Raw genomic sequence first — 17151 nt, forward strand, 5'->3', positions numbered from 1 at the left:
CCCGTTGGGGCCAGGAGCCTTGTTCTCGACGAATCCCTCTCGTTCTTCCCTCCTCGGCTCGACCTGCGTCGTGCGGTTCCGGCCCACCGAGCGCCCGCCGTTCTCGTTCTGGCCCGTCGCCCTTCTCGGCCTCGTGGTCTTCGGGGCGAGCCCGGCCCTCCACGCCGCCCAGGGGCAGTCCTCCATCACCGGGGCAAAGGTTGCGTGCACGGAGGGCACCGCGGGCCCGTACCCGTGCAAGGACGCCGACCTGCTTTCGGTCCTGTCGATTGAGGCCCTCGGCGGCACCGCCGACACGGACCTCAACGACGTGTGGGGCTGGACCGACCCCCAGACCGGGACCGAATATGCCCTGGTGGGCCGCACCGACGGCACTGCGTTCGTCGACGTCAGCAGCCCCACGGAGCCGGTCTACGTGGGCACACTTCCCTCCCACACGACGGCGAGCGCCTGGCGCGACGTGAAGGTATACGCCGACCACGCCTTCATCGTCAGCGAGGCGCCCGGGCACGGCATGCAGGTGTTCGACCTTGCGCGTCTCCGGGACGTGAGCGCGGACGAGCGCCCCAAGATGTTCGACGCGACCGCCCACTACGACGGAGGCGAGTCGGTCCGCCTCGAAACGGCGCACAACGTGGCCGTCAACACCGACACGGGATTTGCCTACATCGTGGGCGGGGACGCGTCCGGGGCGGCCCCGACTTGCGGCGGGGGCCTCCACATGGTGAACGTCCAGTCTCCCGCCACTCCCACCTTCGCCGGGTGCGGTCCCGGCGTCGCCACAGACGCCAACGGATCCGCCCGCTTCTCCGGGCCGTCGTCTGCCGCGCGCCTAGGCCCCAACGCCCGTCAATCCGGATCAGCGCGCGCCAAGGACGCCGGGTACACCCACGACGCGCAGTGCGTCACGTACCGGGGGCCGGATCCCGAGCACCGGGGCGACGAGATCTGCATCAACGCCAACGAGACCGTCGTCAACATCGCGGACGTGACCGACAAGGACGCCCCAGTGACCATCGCCGAGGCGACGTATCCAGACGTCGGGTACGTCCACCAGGCGTGGCTTACAGACGATCACCGCTACCTCTACGTCGACGACGAGCTGGACGAACGGGACGGGCTCGTCGACCGCACGCGCACCCTCGTCTTTGACGTGACGGACCTGGACGCCCCTACGCGCGCGGCAACCTTCTTTGGAGCAACCGGCGCCATCGACCACAACCAGTACATTGCCGGCTCGTACGCCTACCAGGCCAATTACACGAGCGGGCTCCGGGTCCTGGACGTGGCCGCGCCCGAGGCCCCGGAGGAGGTGGCGTACTTCGATACCTACCCGGCCGACGACGCGCCCCAGTTTCGGGGCGCGTGGAGCACCTACCCGTTCTTTGACCGCAACATCGTGCTCGTGAGCAGCATCGGGCAGGGGCTGTTCGTGGTACAGCCACGGCCGGCCCCCTTCCTGTCGTTCACGGTCACACGCCGGGGCCGGAGCGCACAGCTCCAGTGGACCCCCTCCGCGGCCGCCCAGACCGCACGGACGGAGGTCGAGCACAAGACGCCCGGGGCGGGCGCCTGGGAGCGCCGGAGAGCCATTGCGGGACGCCCCGACGCGCAGAAGCACGACGTCTCCGTCGGCGACCTGTCGCCGGGCACCCACCGGTTTCGGCTGCGACACGTCCCGACGGACGGGCCGGCCCGCACGAGCCGGATTCAATCCGTAACGATTCTGCCGTCCGCCGCGGCCGTGGTGAACGGCCCCACCCCCAATCCGACCCGCGGCCGGTCCGTGATCCGACTCACGCTCCGCGAGCCCCAAGACCTCCGCGTGGCCCTGTACGACGAAGCCGGGCGCCGCGTCCGGCGGCTCCACGACGGCCGCGCCGCGGCGGGCGTGATCCACCGATTCCGCGTCCGTGCCGCCCGGCACGCCAGCGGCACGTACTTTCTCCGCATTCGGGGAGAGTCGGTGCGGGCCTCGCGCAAAATTGTCGTCGTGCAGTAGCGCCGCCGGGACGCCCGGCACGTCCGTCGCCCCCCTCCTTGCACCCTCCCTGGCGGCTTCCTTTCTTTCGTACGCCCCCACGCCCCGCCCAGACCGCTGCCCCAACGGGCCTGCGGCAGCTCCTTCCTCGCATTCGCCTTCGATCTTATGTCCACGTCGCTCGACAACTCCATCCTGACCGTCATCCTCGGTGGCGGCAAGGGCACCCGCCTCTACCCCCTCACCAAGCTCCGCGCCAAGCCGGCCGTGCCCCTCGCCGGGCGCTACCGACTGATCGACGTGCCCGTCTCCACGAGCATCAACTCGGGCATCACCCGCATCTTCGTCCTCACCCAGTACAACTCGGCCAGCCTCAACCGCCACCTGGCGCGGGCCTACCAGTTCGACCGCTTCAGCAACGGCTTCGTGTCGATTTTGGCGGCCGAGCAGACCCCCTCGTCGAAAGACTGGTTCCAGGGCACCGCCGACGCGGTGCGGCGCAGCCTGCCCCACATCGAGGGCCACCGGCACCGCCACGTGCTCATCCTCTCGGGGGACCAACTCTACTCGATGGACTACCGCAAGATGCTGGCCCACCACCGGGAGACCGACGCGGACGTCACGCTCGGCACCATTCCGGTGGCGGCCGACGACGCCACGTCCTTCGGCATCCTGAAGACCGACGACGAGCACATCATCACCGAATTTCACGAGAAGCCCGACCGCGATGAACTCGACGGCCTGGAGAGCCCGGTCGGCCCTGGCCTCGAAGACGAAGGCCGCGTCTACCATGCCTCGATGGGGATGTACATCTTCGACCGCGAGCCCCTGCACGAGCTGCTCAACGCCAACCCGAACGACCACGACTTCGGCAACCAGATCATCCCGAAGGCGATCGACAAGATGCGGGTGGCGAGCTACCCGTTCTCCGACTACTGGAGCGACATCGGCACCATCCGCTCCTTCTACGAGGCGAACCTGATGCTGGCGGAACCGGAGCCGCCCTTCAGCCTCTACGACCCGAATCGCCCCCTCTACACCCGCGCCCGGATGCTGCCCCCGGCGAAGGTCCAGAACTCGACCGTCCAGGATTCGCTAATCACGGAGGGCAGCCTCGTCGAAAACAGTCAAATCTCCAAGTCCGTCGTCGGCATTCGCTCGTACGTCGGCCCGGACACCACCCTCAAGAACACGGTCATGATGGGGGCCGACCACTTCCGGTGGCACGACATGGAGGAGCGCGGCTTCGTGGAGGGCCCGGCCAACCCCGGAATCGGAGAGAACTCCTACGTCGAGGGCGCCATCATCGACAAGAACGTCTCCATCGGCAAGCGGTGCATCATCAAGAACCGGGACAACGTGCAGGAGGCCGAGGAGGACCTCTACCACATCCGCGACGGGATCGTCGTCATCCCCAAAAACACGCGCATCCCGGACGACACCATCATATAAGCACGGGAGCACGGGTGCGTGGGGGTGAGCGTGTGGCCGGGGGCGCCCTCCCCGGTCCATGCCCCCGCGCCCTCTCAATCCCCCCGTGGCAACAAGCTCTTCCCCTTCCCTCTTTGCGGACCGACCCCCCAAACCGATGAGAATTGCGATCCTCACCAACGAGTACCCGCCCAACGTCTACGGCGGGGCCGGCGTGCACGTGGAGTACCTGACCCGCGAGCTGGCGAAGCTTGAGGACGGCCGGCACGAGATCGAGGTGCTCTGCTTCGGCGCGCAGGACGAGACGCACGACAACCTGCGGGTTCGCGGGATCGACCCGGACATGGAGGTCCCCCACCAGGACGAGCGCCACGCCAAGTTCATGGACGCGATGGCGCGCGACCTGGTTATGGCCGGCTCCGTGGCCGACGCCGACATCATCCACGGACACACCTGGTACTCGCACCTGGCCGGCTGCCTCGCCAAGCAACTGACCGGCGGCCAACTGGTGCTCACCACCCACTCCCTGGAGCCGCACCGCCCCTGGAAGCGCGAGCAGCTCGGCCGCGGCTACGACGGCTCCTCTTGGGTGGAGCAGACCGCCTACGAGACCGCGGACGGCGTCGTGGCGGTCTCCGGCGCGATGGAGGACGACGTGCAGTCGCTCTACGACGTGAGCGGCGCGGACACGCAGGTCATCCACAACGGCATCGACATCGAGCAGTACCGCCCGCGCCCCGACCGGTCGACGCTGGAGGACTACGGCGTGGACCCCGACCGGCCGTTCGTGCTGTTCGTGGGCCGCATTACGCGCCAGAAGGGGATCCTGCACCTCGTGGAGGCGATCCGCCACTTCGACCCCGACATTCAGGTTGTCCTCTGCGCGGGCGCCCCGGACACCGAGGAGATTGGGGCGGAGATGGAGGCGCGGGTGGAGGCCGTCCGCGCCGAGACCGAGAATCGCATCGTGTGGCTCGCCGAGATGCTGCCGCGGGAGGACGTGATTACGATGTACACCCACGCCTCGGTCTTCGTCTGCCCCAGCGTGTACGAGCCGTTCGGCATCATCAACCTGGAGGCGATGGCCTGCGAGACGCCCATCGTGGCCTCGCGCGTCGGCGGCATCCCCGAGATCGTGGTGCCCGACGAGACGGGCCTGCTGGTGGACGTGGACCCGACCGGCGGGGACGACGTGGAGCCCGCCGCCCCCGAGGCCTTTGCCCACGGGCTGGCCGACGGCGTGAACGCCCTCATGCGCGACCCGGACCGGCGCGAGCAGATGGGCACGGCGGCGCGGCGGCGCGTGGAGGCGCAGTTCAGCTGGACCGCCATTGCGGAGCAGACGCTCGGCTTCTACAAGTCGCTGGTGGACGACGGGCACTCCTGACGGCCGTACGCCCCGGGCCCGTGTCGCGTCGCGGTCGGGGGGTGGCGGCCCGCCGCCTTCGGGCCCCGCCCCGTCGTCGTCCCGCCAGTACTATACAGCGCTTCTCCGAGATATTGTGCAGGAAGATTTAGAGCGTGAGGATTTAGAAGCTGCAGAGGCCGTGGAGAATGGCAAAAACGACGCATAACACCGTCCACTGCACCTGATCCCGGGCTGCTGCCACTATCAATCGGATTCGATAAAGCGGTTCGACTTCGCTGACTGAGAGTGATGACGCAGACGGGTGGACACCTCGTCGTACGTTACAGTTCGAGCGGCACCAATCGGAACTAAACGGTTTCTCGCCCGGGTCAGGTGAGCGTCCACGTCATGTGCGCGTGGAAGCAGAATTGCTATGGAGCTTTCGCGGATGGGGTTCGTTCATGTACTCCAGACTGACGTTGAATCGAAAAGGTCGGTCCTGATGGATATCCAGTGGAAGGATCACATTGAAAGCTCCCCGGAGGTGCTGAAGGGAAAGCCTCGCGTTAAGGGGACCCGAATTCCCGTGAGTCTCATCCTTGGATATTTGGCTTCCGGATCCTCACCGGACGAGATCATCAAGGAGTTTCCGGACCTGACGGCCAAAGACATTTCTGCCTGTCTGGTGTACGCGCGCGATCTTTCCGACTTCGAAGTCGCGGCGTAACTTATGCAGTTCTTCGCAGATCACTGTGTGCCGCGTTCGATTGGCGACACGCTGGAGTCAGAAGGACACGAGGTCATTCGATTATCGGCCCGGCTTCGGGTTGATGCTGAGGATTCGGCTGTCATCGAAGAGGCCCAGAAGATCGGGGCGATCCTTTTATCGCTCAACGGGGACTTTGCGGATCTCCTTCGGTATCCGCCGGAGGAGTATGGAGGCATCGTTGCACTCCAAGTCCGGAACCGCCCCGAGGCGATTCCCTCAATCATGGATAGGCTACTCGAATATTTGGGGCAACATCCCGATCGATCGCACTACGTCGGGAAGCTTTTACTGGTCGAAGCCCATCGTATCCGTGTTCGGAGCGGCACATAACCCCCGCTGGAGGAGGCGGAAGGCTTTTGCCCTCATTGGTTGAGGTTTGTTGAATAGGATCGCCTTCGCTAATCGGAAGTGGCAATGCCGACGGCTGAGCACTTCGTCCGGCACCGTTATTTATATCGGTCAGCGCTTCGGTTGGCGTTTTCACGCCCTCCGCACCTCAGCTTCCACGTTATGTGGCATGCAATTCCGTTGATCGGAGTTGTCACGGTCGGACTCGGCGTCTCGAGGCGAACGACGAGCTGGGAAAAGGGCTCGCGCCTGCGGCAGCGGCCGGCGTCGTGGTCGCGCGGTTCGTTGCGGGGCCGGAGATGATGGACGCCGCCCAGCGGGCCTCCCAGGAGGGCCGGACGGCGGGGCGGGCATGGCCGGAACGGTGAGGAGGCCCTCCGCTCCGCATCGGTGCACGTGCGGATCGCCCCCATCGCACGCCCCACACATCCCTCCGCCCGCAGGCCACCACGAATCAAGCGGGCGCGGGGGGAACGGGATCGTCGCCCGCGTCCGCCCCCGAGGGCGACGGGGCGCCAGTCTCGGTCTCGGCCCGCGCCTCCGCCCACGTGTCGTTGCTCATGAGGAGCCGCTTCGCCTCGGCGAGGGACACGTCGAGCGTGTCCAGGATCAGGCGGAGGGCCTCCAGGCGCGAGTGGCCGTCCCGGCGCAGCCGGCGGAAGGTCGTCTCAATCTCTTCGTCGCCCGGCGGGGACAGGCGGTCGGGGTCCGTAGTCATGGGCGGGGCGCGTCCGATTCGGTCGTGTCGATGCGGCCGGCCTCGCGGAGGATCGTGCGGAGGCGGGCCAGCGGCAGGGCCTTCCGTGTGTGGCCGTCGCGGCCCGTCACCGTCGTGGCGGCCGTGAGCGCGTTGTAGACGGCCTCCTCCGTCGCCTCCACGGTGGCCAGGAAGAGCGGGCTCATCTGGTCGTTCGGGAGCAGCGAGTCGGGGCGGGGGGCCGCCGCCCCGGTGCGGCGGTTCTGCGTCGAGAAGGCCACGACGAAGTCGCCGGAGCCGTTGCTCGCGTAGCTGCCGGTGCGGGCCAGCCCCAGCATCGCCCGCTTGGCCATCCGCTCCAGGTTGCGGGGCGAAACGGGGGCGTCGGTCGCCAGCACGATCATGCAGGACCCCGCGTCGTCGGGCCCCGGCGCCTCTTCGCCCCCCTCCCCCTCGACGACGGAGCGGAAGTCGTAGCGGCCCAGCCGCTCCCCCACCGGCACGCCGTCGATGCGGAGCACGCCGCCGTAGTTGGCCTGGACGAGCGCCCCCACGGTGTGCGTGCCGTGCTTCTCGGGGAGCACGCGCGAACTCGTGCCGATGCCCCCCTTCCACCCGAGGGCGCTGGTGCCGGTGCCCGCCCCCACGCTCCCCTCCGCCACGTCCCCGCCCGACGCCGACTCGATGGCCCCAATGACATCTTCTCGCGTCACGTGCTGCCCGCGGATGTCGTTCAGGTAGCCGTCGTTCGTCTCCCCCACCACGGCGTTCACCGACCCCACGTCCTCGTGGCCGGGCCGGTCGAGGGTCCAGGCCACCGTAGCGTCCACGGCCGTGCCCACATCGAGCGTGTTCGTGAGCACGATGGGCGTCTCGATCGTGCCCAGCTCTCGCACCTGCAGAAAGCCCGCGGCCTTGCCGAAGCCGTTGCCCACGTGCACCGCCGCCGGCACCTTCTCGCGGAAGAGGTCGCCCCCGTGCGGGCGAACCGCCGTTACGCCGGTGCGCACCGAGTCGCCTTCCATCCGCGTGCGGTGGCCCACCTGCACCCCCGCCACGTCGGTGATCGCGTTGAGGCTCCCGGGCGAAAAGAGCCCGGGGGCGACCCCGAGGTCCCGCAGGCGGACGGACTCGGACTGGGCCGGCGCGGTCATGGGGACGAGGCAGAACAGGAGCGAGACGACGAGGCAACGAAGCGACATACCGGTCAACAAAGGAGCCAGAGCAGAACACGCGGCCACATGTCGTCGAAATCTTATCCCCGTGTTAGACTTCTGTGATAACTCCACGCCGGGGCCAAGGTAGACTTAAGGGACGACGGAGACAAGGACTCGCGCTTTTTTCCACCGGTCCCGCCCGATTCTTATGGAACTGCCCCAGCCCTGCACCGCCAGCGACCCGACGATTGAGGCCCTCAAGGCCGGCAACGAGCACGCGTTCCGGTGCCTGTTCGAACAGGAGCGCGAACGGCTCCGCCGCTTCGTGGTCAAGCTGGTCGAGGACGCCGACGAAGCGGAAAACATCGTCCAGGAAACTTTCGCCGAGGCCTACCGCCAGATCGAGGACTTTCGGGGCGAGGCGTCGGTGTCGACCTGGCTGTTTTCCATCGCGAAGCACCTGGCGTACGGCCACCTCCGCACGAGCGACCGGCACAACTACCTCGAGCACGAGACCATCGAGTTTCTGCAGGTCGACCGGGACGACTCCGTCAGCGGGACGCAGCGGGAGGTGGAACGGTCCGAGCGGAAGCAGATCGTGCACGACGCCCTTCAGGAGCTGCCGGACCACTACCGACGCGTGGTGCAGCTGCGCGATCTGGAGGAAAAGTCCACCGCGGAGGCGGCCGAGCAGCTCGACCTCACGGAGATCAACGTGCGGGTCCGGCTCCACCGCGCCCGGAAGGCCCTCCGCGAACACCTCTGTGAACGGATGGAGTGTTAAATCGGGGATGCGGAACGAATCCGTGGGGGGTGGTCTCCCGGGACCGCCTCCCCTCACGCAGGAATCGCTCCACCATGGCCCCTTCTCCGCATCTCCCCTAGCCCTCCGCCTCCTTCAGGTCGGAGAGCAGCTCCTTGGGCTCTACGACCATTTCCGACACGCCACAAGTCTGGAGGTGAGACGTGCTCGTGTCGTCAACGGCCTCCGAACCGGGCCCCTGCACGTGCCCGGTGGGGGCGTGTACGGGCTGAACTGCTGACGTGCGGGTGGGGGCGCCGGAAACAGCCCCGAGGCCTCGTCTCGTTGGGGAGCGGCCCCTGCTCGTGTCTACGAGGGAGTCGGCCGCTTTAGGCATTCGTCCCCGAGCGCTCGTGGGCCTCGGCAAACGCGTCGGCCTCGTCGGCGTCTCGGAAGAGGGTGATCCGCGGGTACCGCGGATTGCCAATCCATGCGTGATGGGCGGACACGTCATCCTCCACGAGCACGCGATCGGCCTCCGCGTCCTCGAACACCGCGACGGACCCGTCCATTCCCGTGTCGGCGAGGGCGTCGCGGAGCGCCTCCACGGAGCGGTACCGCCCCACCTCGTCGCCGTCGTCGGGCTCGGCCACCTCGGCCCGGGCGGAATGGGCCTGGATCGAAAGCCACTCCCCCGACGCGGCCCGGACCACCACGAACAGGCCCGGGGCGGGCTGGGCCTCGGTTGCGTTCGGGTCCGGTCCTGTAGGAGAGCGGACGGTCTGCCCCGTCTCCGTTTCCGGGTCGTTGCCGCGGTGGGTACCAACGTCACTCAGGTCGTCGGGAAGGTCGGCCATGGGCACAGTAGAGGGGGGCTTCATTTGTATTTCACGAAATACAACATTATGATTACACCGTCGTCGCCCTGAAAGCAGGGCCCCACGGACCGCTTGGGAGTCCATCCGGTGGGACCATCGGGAGTTGGGGGAACGCCCACAACACAACGCATGGTCATGGCCCGCGTCGTCTGTCTTGTTTTCCTGATCGGGACGATCGGGGCCGGGATCGGGCCCCGGCTCGTGGACGCACAGGCGAAGCGTACGCTCTCGGCGGGGGCGCCGGGCGAAACGGTGATCAATCTATTCGAGACCCTCGACCCGAGTTCCTCGATCGACGGCGTTCGGCTGGACCTTCCGGAACGCTGGACGGTCCGAGATGCTCACCTCCTCCGATACGGGACGTCGCCCGTCCCGGTTCGCCTCCAGTCCGGCCGCGAACCGGGCGTCGTGTTTCTGGCGCTCAATTCGTCCATTCAGGGCCCGCACGAGCTGGTAGTGCAAGTGAAACCGGGCGACCACACGGGCACATACCAGTGGCACCTCACCCCGTTTACGACGCCCCTCTCTGCCCACGTCCCGGCCCGAGACTCGGTAAACCGACGGATGCGCCGTACGGACCGTCTCACGCGGACCGTGGAGGTCAATCCGCCGCCTCGCCCCCGTGGCCCGAATCAGGCCCTCGCCCTGACCGACGCAGCGGCGCCGTCCCGCCTCCAGGTGCCGCCCGACCGTGCCCCGAGCCGGCGCCGCTCGTTTACCGTCGAGTTCTGGGTACGAACCCACGGCCTCGACCGGGTCATTCTGTCCTCGTGGACGGGCAACGAGGCGGCGCCCTACCCGCTTGAGTTTGTAACCGACTCGGGCGGGCGTCTCCGGTTTTACTGCGGGCGGGGCGGGCGCCACCAGGCCCTCCGCAGCACGAGCCCCGTCGCCGACGGCCAGTGGCACCACGCCGCCGTCGTCCACGACGCGACCGCGTCTGTGCTCCGCCTCCTGCTGGACGGGACGGTGGTCGACTCGGCCCGGGCCCGGGCCCTGCCCGCACAGTCGGGCGCCCTGCCCCTCGCCCTCGGGGGGCGCCGGCGGGCCGGCCCCGAACGGGCCCCCTCATCTTCCGACCAACGCTTCGTCGGGCGGCTCGACGAGCTCCGGATCTGGCCGAGCGCCCGCTCCGCGTCCGCAATCCGCCGGACGCAGAGCCGTCCCTTCCCCCCCGCCGGCGACGCGGAGCCCTTTCGCCTCAGCTTCGAGGAGGACGCGCCGCAATCCGGCCTCGATGCGGCAGAGGGGGCCCGGCGGGTTCCCTCCCACCTGTCGTTCCGGCCGCCTCTACGGCGGCTGCGGGCCCGTACCGACGGGCAGTCCGTCACGCTTCGGTGGAACGCGCAGGGGGTTGCCGACGGAACAAAAAGCGGGGCCACGAACGCCGGGGAGTTTGTCGTCGAGCGCTCCCCCGACGGCACGTCTTTTACGCCCGTCGACCGTGTCTCCCCGGCCGAGGCCGCGTCCTCCTCTTCCGGGGCGGGACAGGCGTTCACGTACACGGACGACGGGGTCTCGGGGCAGGTCGTCTTCTACCGGGTCCGATACGTTCCGTCCGCCTCGGGCGTGGAGCGCAGCACGAGCACGATCAAGATCGGGCTGGGGGGCGAGCCGGCCCCTGAGCGCGCGGTCGACCTCGTCGGCAACTTCCCGAACCCCTTCGAAACGTCCACCACGATTGCGTACCAGGTCGAGTCGTCTCGGCCCGTCACCCTCACGATCTGGAACCTGTCCGGGAAGCGCATCGCCACCCTCGCAGACGGCGTGCACGAGCCCGGCTACTACGAGCAGACGCTGACCGCGGACGGGCTGCCCAGCGGAACGTACTTCGCCCGCCTCGAAACGCCCGAGGGCATCCAGTCGGCCCGGATGGTGCTTCTGAAGTAGCGGTGCGGGCCGGCACATGCTCCGCCCCTTCCGTGAAACAGGTCGGGTGGCGTCCCCCGTTCCACCGCGCAGATTCGCTCCGACATCCTGATCACACGAGACGATACCGACCGTCATGGACCTCACGTACTTCGGGCACTCCACCTTCCAGATCGAGACGGAGGACGTCACGCTGCTCTTCGATCCGTTCTTCGAGGAAAACCCGCACACCGAGACCGATCCGGGAACGCTCGCCCCCGACGTGCTCCTGATCACGCACGCCCACTTCGACCACTTCTCCGACGTCGAGGCGGTGCTGGAGGCCAGCGACCCGCTCGTCATCAGCAACTTCGAGATTACGCAGTACGTCCAGGAGGAGTACGGCCACGACGCGATTCAGCCGCTGAATGAGGGCGGCAGTGTGGAGTTCGACTGGGGCTACGTCGAGTCCACCCACGCGCGGCACAGCTCGTCCTTCCCGGACGGCTCCTACGGCGGCGTGCCCAACGGCTTCGTCCTGGAGCTGGGGGACGACGTGGTCTACAACACCGGCGACACGGCCCCCTTCGCCGAGATGAAGTGGGTGGGCGACCTGTGGGACGTGGACGTGATGCTGGCCCCGGTCGGCAACGTCTTCACGATGGGCATCTACGGCGCGCTCCACTCCACGGAAATGGTGGAGCCGGAGCTGGTCATCCCCCTCCACTACGACACCTTCCCGCCCCTCGAAACGGACCTCGACGCGTTCGAGGACGCCTTCGACGAGGCCGGGTACGACACGCGCGTGTTCGGGGCCGGCGAGACGGCTGCGCTGTAACGACCGCCTCGTGCATTCCTCCGCCCTCGGCCGTACGATGGACGGCGGGCCGCTCCCCTGCGGTCCGCGGTCGGCCGTCCGGTCGACGACGCTCCGTCTCATTCTGTTCTATACCGTCGCGTGACCACGCTCGGCATTGTCTCGGACACCCACGGCTACTTCCATCCCAACCTGGCGGACGACCTGTCGGGGGTGGACCGCATTCTGCACGCCGGGGACGTGGGCGACCCCGCCATTCTGGACGGGCTGGAGGCGGTGGCCCCGGTCACGGCCGTCTGGGGCAACATCGACGATGCCTCCCTTCGCCGTCGGCTCGCCGAGCACGAACGGTTCACGGTGGCCGGGCTCGACGTGTGGATGACCCACATCGCCGGCCGGCCCGGGCGCTGGCAGGACGGAATGGGCACGAAGCTGGAGGCCACCCCGCCCGACGTGCTGGTGTGCGGGCACAGCCACATCCTCCAGGTGGAGCGGGTGGCGGCCCTCGACGACATGCTCTACGTCAACCCCGGTGCCGCGGGCAAACAAGGCTTCCACCAGACGAAGACGTGCCTCCGGCTGGCCGTGGAGGACGGCCGGGCCACGGAGGCGGCGGTGGTGCACCTCGACCCCGACGCGTCGCCGGCCCAGGCCCCAGACCCATGACGACGCGCGACCCGCGCCATCGAGGCCGTCGCTACGACGGGGCCGTCGGGCGACGCGAGTTGACCCGGTGGATCATCCGGGGCATTCGCGTGCTCGCCGTGCCCACCGCGGCGCTGAGCCTGCTGTTGGCCGTGGACATCGTCCTGCCCGGGACGGCGGAGACCGGCATTACGTACCGCCGGGCCCTCGCCCCCAATTGGCTCGCCCCGGACGGGGTGGAGATTTCGGTCGGCTGGCCCGACCGCCCCAACTGCCTCGACGAGCGCCCCGATACGGGCCGCCGCCTCCTCTTCACCACCCGCCCCGGCTGCGCGGGATCCGTGGCGGTGAGCCTCGACTTCGGGCGCCGGGTGACGGGCAACGACACCCTGCGGGTCGTCCGGACCCCAATGTTCGGCCGGGTCCGCGCGGTCCAGCGGCCGGCCGACGGCCGGCAGGACCGGCGTCCGCTCTGGGGCCTCGGCGCGTACGTGGTGGTCGGCCTCGTGCCCCTCCTGAGCTTTGGCCGCGGGTTCGGGGTGCTCGGGGGGCCCCGCGAGGCCCCTCGCTACCACTTCGCCTACCTCCTCCCGGCCCTCGCCGCCGAGGCACTCTACGCGTGGCTTCTCGTGCAGGCGGTTGGCGGCTCGGCCCTGCCCTGACGCCCTCAGTCGTGGTGCTCGGCGCGCTCGGCCCGCGTCCGGTCGAAGAGCTCGGCCAGAAGCGACCGGTGGGCCGCCGTGAAGGGCGTGTCGCGGCGCCCCATCACGTGCTCGGCAACCTCGCAGGCCTTCTCGAGCCGGTACGTCGTGAGGCCGGAGGCGCCCCCCCACGAGAACGGCGGCACGTAGCGCGGCGGAAAGTCGCCCCCAAACAGGTTGCCGTTCGTGCCGACGACCGTTCCGGTGTTGAACATGGTGTTGATGCCGCACTTGGAGTGGTCGCCCATGAAGAGCCCGGCGAACTGGCGGCCGGTGTCGACGAAGCGCTCCGCGTCCGGCGCGTAGGCGGACACCGTTCCGTAGTCGTTCTTGAGGTTCGAGTTGTTGGTGTCTGCGCCCAGGTTGCACCACTGCCCGAGGACCGAGTGGCCCAGGAAGCCCGGATGGCTCTTGTTCGAAAAGCCCTGCAGGAGGGCGTCGTGCACCTCCCCCCCGATCTTGCACCAGGTTCCGGTGGCGGTGCCTTCCAGGTTCGCCCCGGTTTTGACGTGCGTCTTCGGCCCGATGTAGCACGGCCCGCGCACCACGGCCCGCTCGTGGACGGTCGCGTCCGGGCCGAGGACGATGGCCCCGTCCTCCGCGTTGAGTAGGGCCCCGGGCTTGACCGTAGTGTCCTTCCCCAGATGAATCTGTTCGTCGCGGACGCCGACGACGCTCTCGTGCACCGTGGCGTGGGGCCGCTCCGCAAGCGGCGCCCCGGAGGGCGCGTCGACGAGCCCTTCCGCGTCGCGGGCGAGGGCGGGCCGCAGGGTATCGAGCAGATCCCAGGGCCGCCGCAGGAGCGTCGCGTCGTTGAGGGTCGTGACCGGCAGCCCATCGAACGAGCCCGCCGTCAGGGCGGGGCGGGCAAGCAGATCGTCGGGCAGGCGGGCCGCCGCGTCGGGCACCCACGCCGCCACCAACGTGTCGTCTTGTACGAAGGCGCGGGGGCCGTCCTGGGCCGGCGCCGCCTCCAGTTGGCGGCGCGCCGCGCCGCCCTCCGCCACGTACCGCCCGTTGAGGAACAGCACGTCGCCCCCGTCCGGCAGCGCGTTGACGACCGCTTCCGGGTGGGCGTGGCGCGTCACCTCGGCGACCAGCGGGCGGGCATGGAGCACCAGCCCGGCGGGCTCGAACGCGTCCGCGGCGGTCGCCAGCACGGTGCGCCCCGCCAGTCGCAGGTCGTACGCGGCCCGCGTTTCCACGAACGGACGGAGGCCGGCAACGTGATCGTCCTCGAAGAGACAGAGGTGCATAGCAGTAGGGGCCTGTGTGGAACGTGTGACGGGCACGCATCCGTGCGCCGCCTGCAATCTAGAAAACAAACGCGGCGATGTCACGACGAAGGACGCCCCCCGCTCGCGTCTCGTGGGCGCGGCCCCTAAACTCCGCCGCCGATCGCTCGTTAGGGGCTTTTCCCTCACAGTGGGGGATCTCTTCCGTGCTGTTATGCCCACTGATCAACGCCGCTTCCACCATGCAGTTTTTCGTCGACACGGCCGACCTGGACGAGATCCGCGAGGCAAGCGACATGTGCATTCTTGACGGCGTGACCACGAACCCCTCGCTCGTCAAGGAGCAGGGCAACGTCGACTTCCACGAGCACGTCTTCGCCATCTGCGAGATTGTAGACGGGGACGTCTCCGCCGAGGTGACGGCGACGGACTTCGACGGCATGATGGAGGAGGGCCGTCGGCTGCATCAGATCCACGAAAACGTGGTCGTAAAAATTCCCCTGATCAAGGACGGCATCAAGGCCCTGCGGGCCCTCGACGAGGAGGCCATTGAGACAAACTGCACCCTCTGCTTCTCCCCCACCCAGGCCACCCTCGCCGCCAAGGCCGGAGCCGATTACATCAGCCCCTTCATCGGGCGCATCGACGACATCTCGTCCGACGGCATCGGTCTGGTTGAGGACATTGTGCAGATCTACGACACCCACGACTTCGACACCGACGTGCTGGCAGCCTCCATCCGCCATCCCACCCACGTGAAGCGCGCGGCCCTGGCCGGGGCCGACGTGGCGACGATGCCGTTCGAGACGCTCCTTAACCTGCTGGAACACCCCCTCACCGATCGAGGGCTGGAGCGCTTTCTGGCGGACTGGGAGGAGTACAAGGACGCCCGCAAGGCCGAGGCCGGCCTCGCGTAGGCCCCACGGCGGCCCCGTCCCCCTTCCTGCCTTCATCCCGGGCCCCCTGTTCACGCCCTCGTGGTCCCCGCCACGGCTGCGCTTCCGTGTCCCGGCCGGCCCCGCCCTTTCCCGCTCACGACCTGCGACCCGTACGCCCTACATGAAATTTCTCGCTCTCGGAGACACCGACGGCATCGGCGCAAGCTGCCACTTTCTCGACCTCAACGGCAGCGGCATCGCCCTCGACGCGGGCACCGACCCGCAACGCGACGGCCCCGACTCGCTCCCTCGGTTCGACTGGGTGGGGGACCGGGCCGACAGCTACGTCGACCACACGCTCGTCACGCACGCCCACCACGACCACATGGGCAGCCTGCCGGTCCTGGTGCGCCGCTTTCCCCACGCCATGGCGCACATGACCGACGCGACGAAGAAGCTGCTCGACATTCTGCTGCCGGCCTCGGCCCGCCTCCAAGAAAAGCGACGGGACCGCGGCGAGACCACGCACGAGCCGCTCTTCACCGAGGATGAGCTGGAGGCCCTGCACCACCTCTACCTCACACACGACCTCGGGCAGGGGTTCGACCTGACGGGGCCGAAGGGACAATCGTCCGTCACGGGGCGCTTTTTCTCGGCCGGGCACATTCTCGGCTCGGCAGGCGTCGAGCTCCAGTTTGAGGAGTGGGGCCGCGACCGGCGGGTCTTCTACACGAGCGACACGAACATGCAGGCCCAGACCATTATTCCGGGGGGCGAGTACCCGGACAGCACAGACGTGCTGATCCTGGAATCAACCCAGGGGGCCGAGCCCGAGGCCGCGGCCACCAGCCGCCCCGAGGAGCGCGATCGGTTTCGGAAGACGCTCTCGCAGGTGCTCGCCCGGGGGGGCACGGCGCTGATTCCCGTGTTCGTGATGGGGCGGGCGCAGGAGATTTTGGTGCTGCTCGGCCAGCTCAAGCGGGAGGGCGCCATCCCCGCCGACGTGCCCATCTACACGGCCGGCTCCATGCGGGCCATTGCGGGGGTGTACGACGACACCCGCAACACCACCCCCCGCGTCGACGCCAGCGACGAGGTCTACGCCGTCGACCAGGAGCGGGTGCCCTACGAGTCGGAGGCGAAGCGCGAGATCCTGGAGGGCCCTGGCATCATGGTCGTCAGCAGCGGCATGATGATCGAGCCGACCCTGTCGAACGTCCTGGCCCGGCGCATGGTCGAGAACGAGGACGACGCCGTGCTGCTGGTGGGCCACCCGGCGGAGGGGACGCCCGCGCGCCGCCTGCAGGACGCCGCCGTCGAGGGGGACGGGGCCCCGGTGATGCTGGCGGACGGGCACGGCCCACAGCCCGTGTACTGCACCGTCGAGCGCTTTCGCTTTTCCGGCCACAGCGACCGGCGCGAGCTTCTTTCCCTGGTCGAACGGATGACCCCCGAGACGGTGCTCCTCATCCACGGCGATCCCGACGCCAAGGATTGGATGGCCGAGCACATCAAGGAGGCCCACCCGGAGACGGAGGTGCACCGCCCCGACTGGGGCAGCGTGCTCGAAGTTTAGTCGGCCGGGGGCCGGCCCTGCACCGGCCGGTCGCGTTCCGGAACGACACGATTCTAAAACACCGGGGACCGTGTGACGGGCCGCGCGTGGACGTAACCTC

The 17151-nt window shown here is 68.5% G+C and carries 17 protein-coding genes; 12 read left to right on the plus strand and 5 right to left on the minus strand.

Annotated features, from left to right (window positions below):
* The first annotated feature begins 70 nt into the window (after positions 1 to 70).
* The 5 genes from SRU_RS10165 (at position 71) to SRU_RS10185 (ending at position 5859) form a co-directional block, all read left to right on the plus strand.
* Positions 71 to 2002 (plus strand): choice-of-anchor B family protein, encoded by a 1932-nt coding sequence (locus tag SRU_RS10165; protein WP_112904309.1) that lies wholly within the window; start codon positions 71 to 73, stop codon positions 2000 to 2002.
* 147 nt (positions 2003 to 2149) lie between these two features.
* A complete protein-coding gene (locus SRU_RS10170; protein ID WP_011404664.1) occupies positions 2150 to 3433 on the plus strand; it encodes a glucose-1-phosphate adenylyltransferase in 1284 nt (427 codons plus the stop codon).
* Positions 3434 to 3569: 136 nt separating this feature from the next.
* Positions 3570 to 4799: a glycogen synthase gene (gene glgA, locus SRU_RS10175; protein WP_231847101.1), complete on the plus strand. Its 1230-nt coding sequence runs from the start codon at positions 3570 to 3572 to the stop codon at positions 4797 to 4799.
* Between the two features lie 394 nt (positions 4800 to 5193).
* A complete protein-coding gene (locus tag SRU_RS10180) occupies positions 5194 to 5487 on the plus strand; it encodes a DUF433 domain-containing protein (RefSeq protein WP_011404666.1) in 294 nt (97 codons plus the stop codon).
* A 3-nt stretch (positions 5488 to 5490) separates the two neighbouring features.
* Positions 5491 to 5859, plus strand: coding sequence for a DUF5615 family PIN-like protein (locus SRU_RS10185; protein WP_013062328.1), 369 nt, complete (start codon positions 5491 to 5493; stop codon positions 5857 to 5859).
* A gap of 472 nt (positions 5860 to 6331) precedes the next feature.
* On the opposite strand, the gene SRU_RS10190 is transcribed toward SRU_RS10185, so the two are convergent.
* Both SRU_RS10190 and SRU_RS10195 read right to left on the minus strand, forming a co-directional pair.
* Positions 6332 to 6595, minus strand: coding sequence for a hypothetical protein (locus SRU_RS10190; RefSeq protein ID WP_011404667.1), 264 nt, complete (start codon positions 6593 to 6595; stop codon positions 6332 to 6334).
* A complete protein-coding gene (locus tag SRU_RS10195) occupies positions 6592 to 7776 on the minus strand; it encodes a P1 family peptidase (protein ID WP_164923597.1) in 1185 nt (394 codons plus the stop codon). The genes SRU_RS10190 and SRU_RS10195 overlap by 4 nt, the downstream gene beginning before the upstream one ends.
* 163 nt (positions 7777 to 7939) lie before the next feature.
* Here SRU_RS10195 and SRU_RS10200 point away from each other — a divergent pair, with 163 nt between their 5' ends.
* Positions 7940 to 8515: an RNA polymerase sigma factor gene (locus SRU_RS10200; protein WP_011404669.1), complete on the plus strand. Its 576-nt coding sequence runs from the start codon at positions 7940 to 7942 to the stop codon at positions 8513 to 8515.
* A 97-nt stretch (positions 8516 to 8612) separates the two neighbouring features.
* On the opposite strand, the gene SRU_RS10205 is transcribed toward SRU_RS10200, so the two are convergent.
* Both SRU_RS10205 and SRU_RS10210 read right to left on the minus strand, forming a co-directional pair.
* Positions 8613 to 8870, minus strand: coding sequence for a hypothetical protein (locus tag SRU_RS10205; RefSeq protein ID WP_164923598.1), 258 nt, complete (start codon positions 8868 to 8870; stop codon positions 8613 to 8615).
* Positions 8863 to 9330: a hypothetical protein gene (locus tag SRU_RS10210; RefSeq protein WP_237702055.1), complete on the minus strand. Its 468-nt coding sequence runs from the start codon at positions 9328 to 9330 to the stop codon at positions 8863 to 8865. The genes SRU_RS10205 and SRU_RS10210 overlap by 8 nt, the downstream gene beginning before the upstream one ends.
* Positions 9331 to 9486: 156 nt before the next feature.
* Between SRU_RS10210 and SRU_RS10215 the strand changes: the two genes are divergently transcribed.
* From SRU_RS10215 to SRU_RS10230, 4 genes are all read left to right on the plus strand, one after another.
* On the plus strand, positions 9487 to 11241 hold the full coding sequence (locus SRU_RS10215; RefSeq protein ID WP_011404671.1) for a LamG-like jellyroll fold domain-containing protein: 1755 nt from the start codon (positions 9487 to 9489) through the stop codon (positions 11239 to 11241).
* Positions 11242 to 11356: 115 nt separating this feature from the next.
* Positions 11357 to 12037 carry a metal-dependent hydrolase gene (locus SRU_RS10220; RefSeq protein WP_011404672.1) on the plus strand — a complete coding sequence of 227 codons (681 nt, stop codon included), beginning with the start codon at positions 11357 to 11359 and terminating at the stop codon, positions 12035 to 12037.
* A gap of 120 nt (positions 12038 to 12157) precedes the next feature.
* Positions 12158 to 12682, plus strand: a complete 525-nt coding sequence (locus SRU_RS10225; protein ID WP_011404673.1) for a metallophosphoesterase — start codon at positions 12158 to 12160, stop codon at positions 12680 to 12682.
* Complete coding sequence (locus SRU_RS10230; protein WP_164923599.1) at positions 12679 to 13323, plus strand: hypothetical protein; 645 nt, start codon at positions 12679 to 12681, stop codon at positions 13321 to 13323. The genes SRU_RS10225 and SRU_RS10230 overlap by 4 nt, the downstream gene beginning before the upstream one ends.
* A 5-nt stretch (positions 13324 to 13328) precedes the next feature.
* Here the strand turns inward: SRU_RS10230 and SRU_RS10235 are convergent, their stop codons facing one another.
* Positions 13329 to 14618, minus strand: a complete 1290-nt coding sequence (locus tag SRU_RS10235; protein WP_011404674.1) for a GlmU family protein — start codon at positions 14616 to 14618, stop codon at positions 13329 to 13331.
* A gap of 221 nt (positions 14619 to 14839) precedes the next feature.
* Between SRU_RS10235 and fsa the strand changes: the two genes are divergently transcribed.
* Both fsa and SRU_RS10245 read left to right on the plus strand, forming a co-directional pair.
* A complete protein-coding gene (gene fsa, locus SRU_RS10240) occupies positions 14840 to 15514 on the plus strand; it encodes a fructose-6-phosphate aldolase (RefSeq protein WP_011404675.1) in 675 nt (224 codons plus the stop codon).
* 142 nt (positions 15515 to 15656) lie between these two features.
* The gene (locus tag SRU_RS10245) at positions 15657 to 17051 is read left to right on the plus strand and encodes an MBL fold metallo-hydrolase (protein ID WP_011404676.1); all 1395 of its coding nucleotides are present in this window, start codon (positions 15657 to 15659) and stop codon (positions 17049 to 17051) included.
* The last annotated feature ends 100 nt before the right edge of the window (positions 17052 to 17151 follow it).

Origin of the sequence: Salinibacter ruber DSM 13855 (assembly GCF_000013045.1) — a bacterium.
Taxonomy (GTDB): domain Bacteria; phylum Bacteroidota; class Rhodothermia; order Rhodothermales; family Salinibacteraceae; genus Salinibacter; species Salinibacter ruber.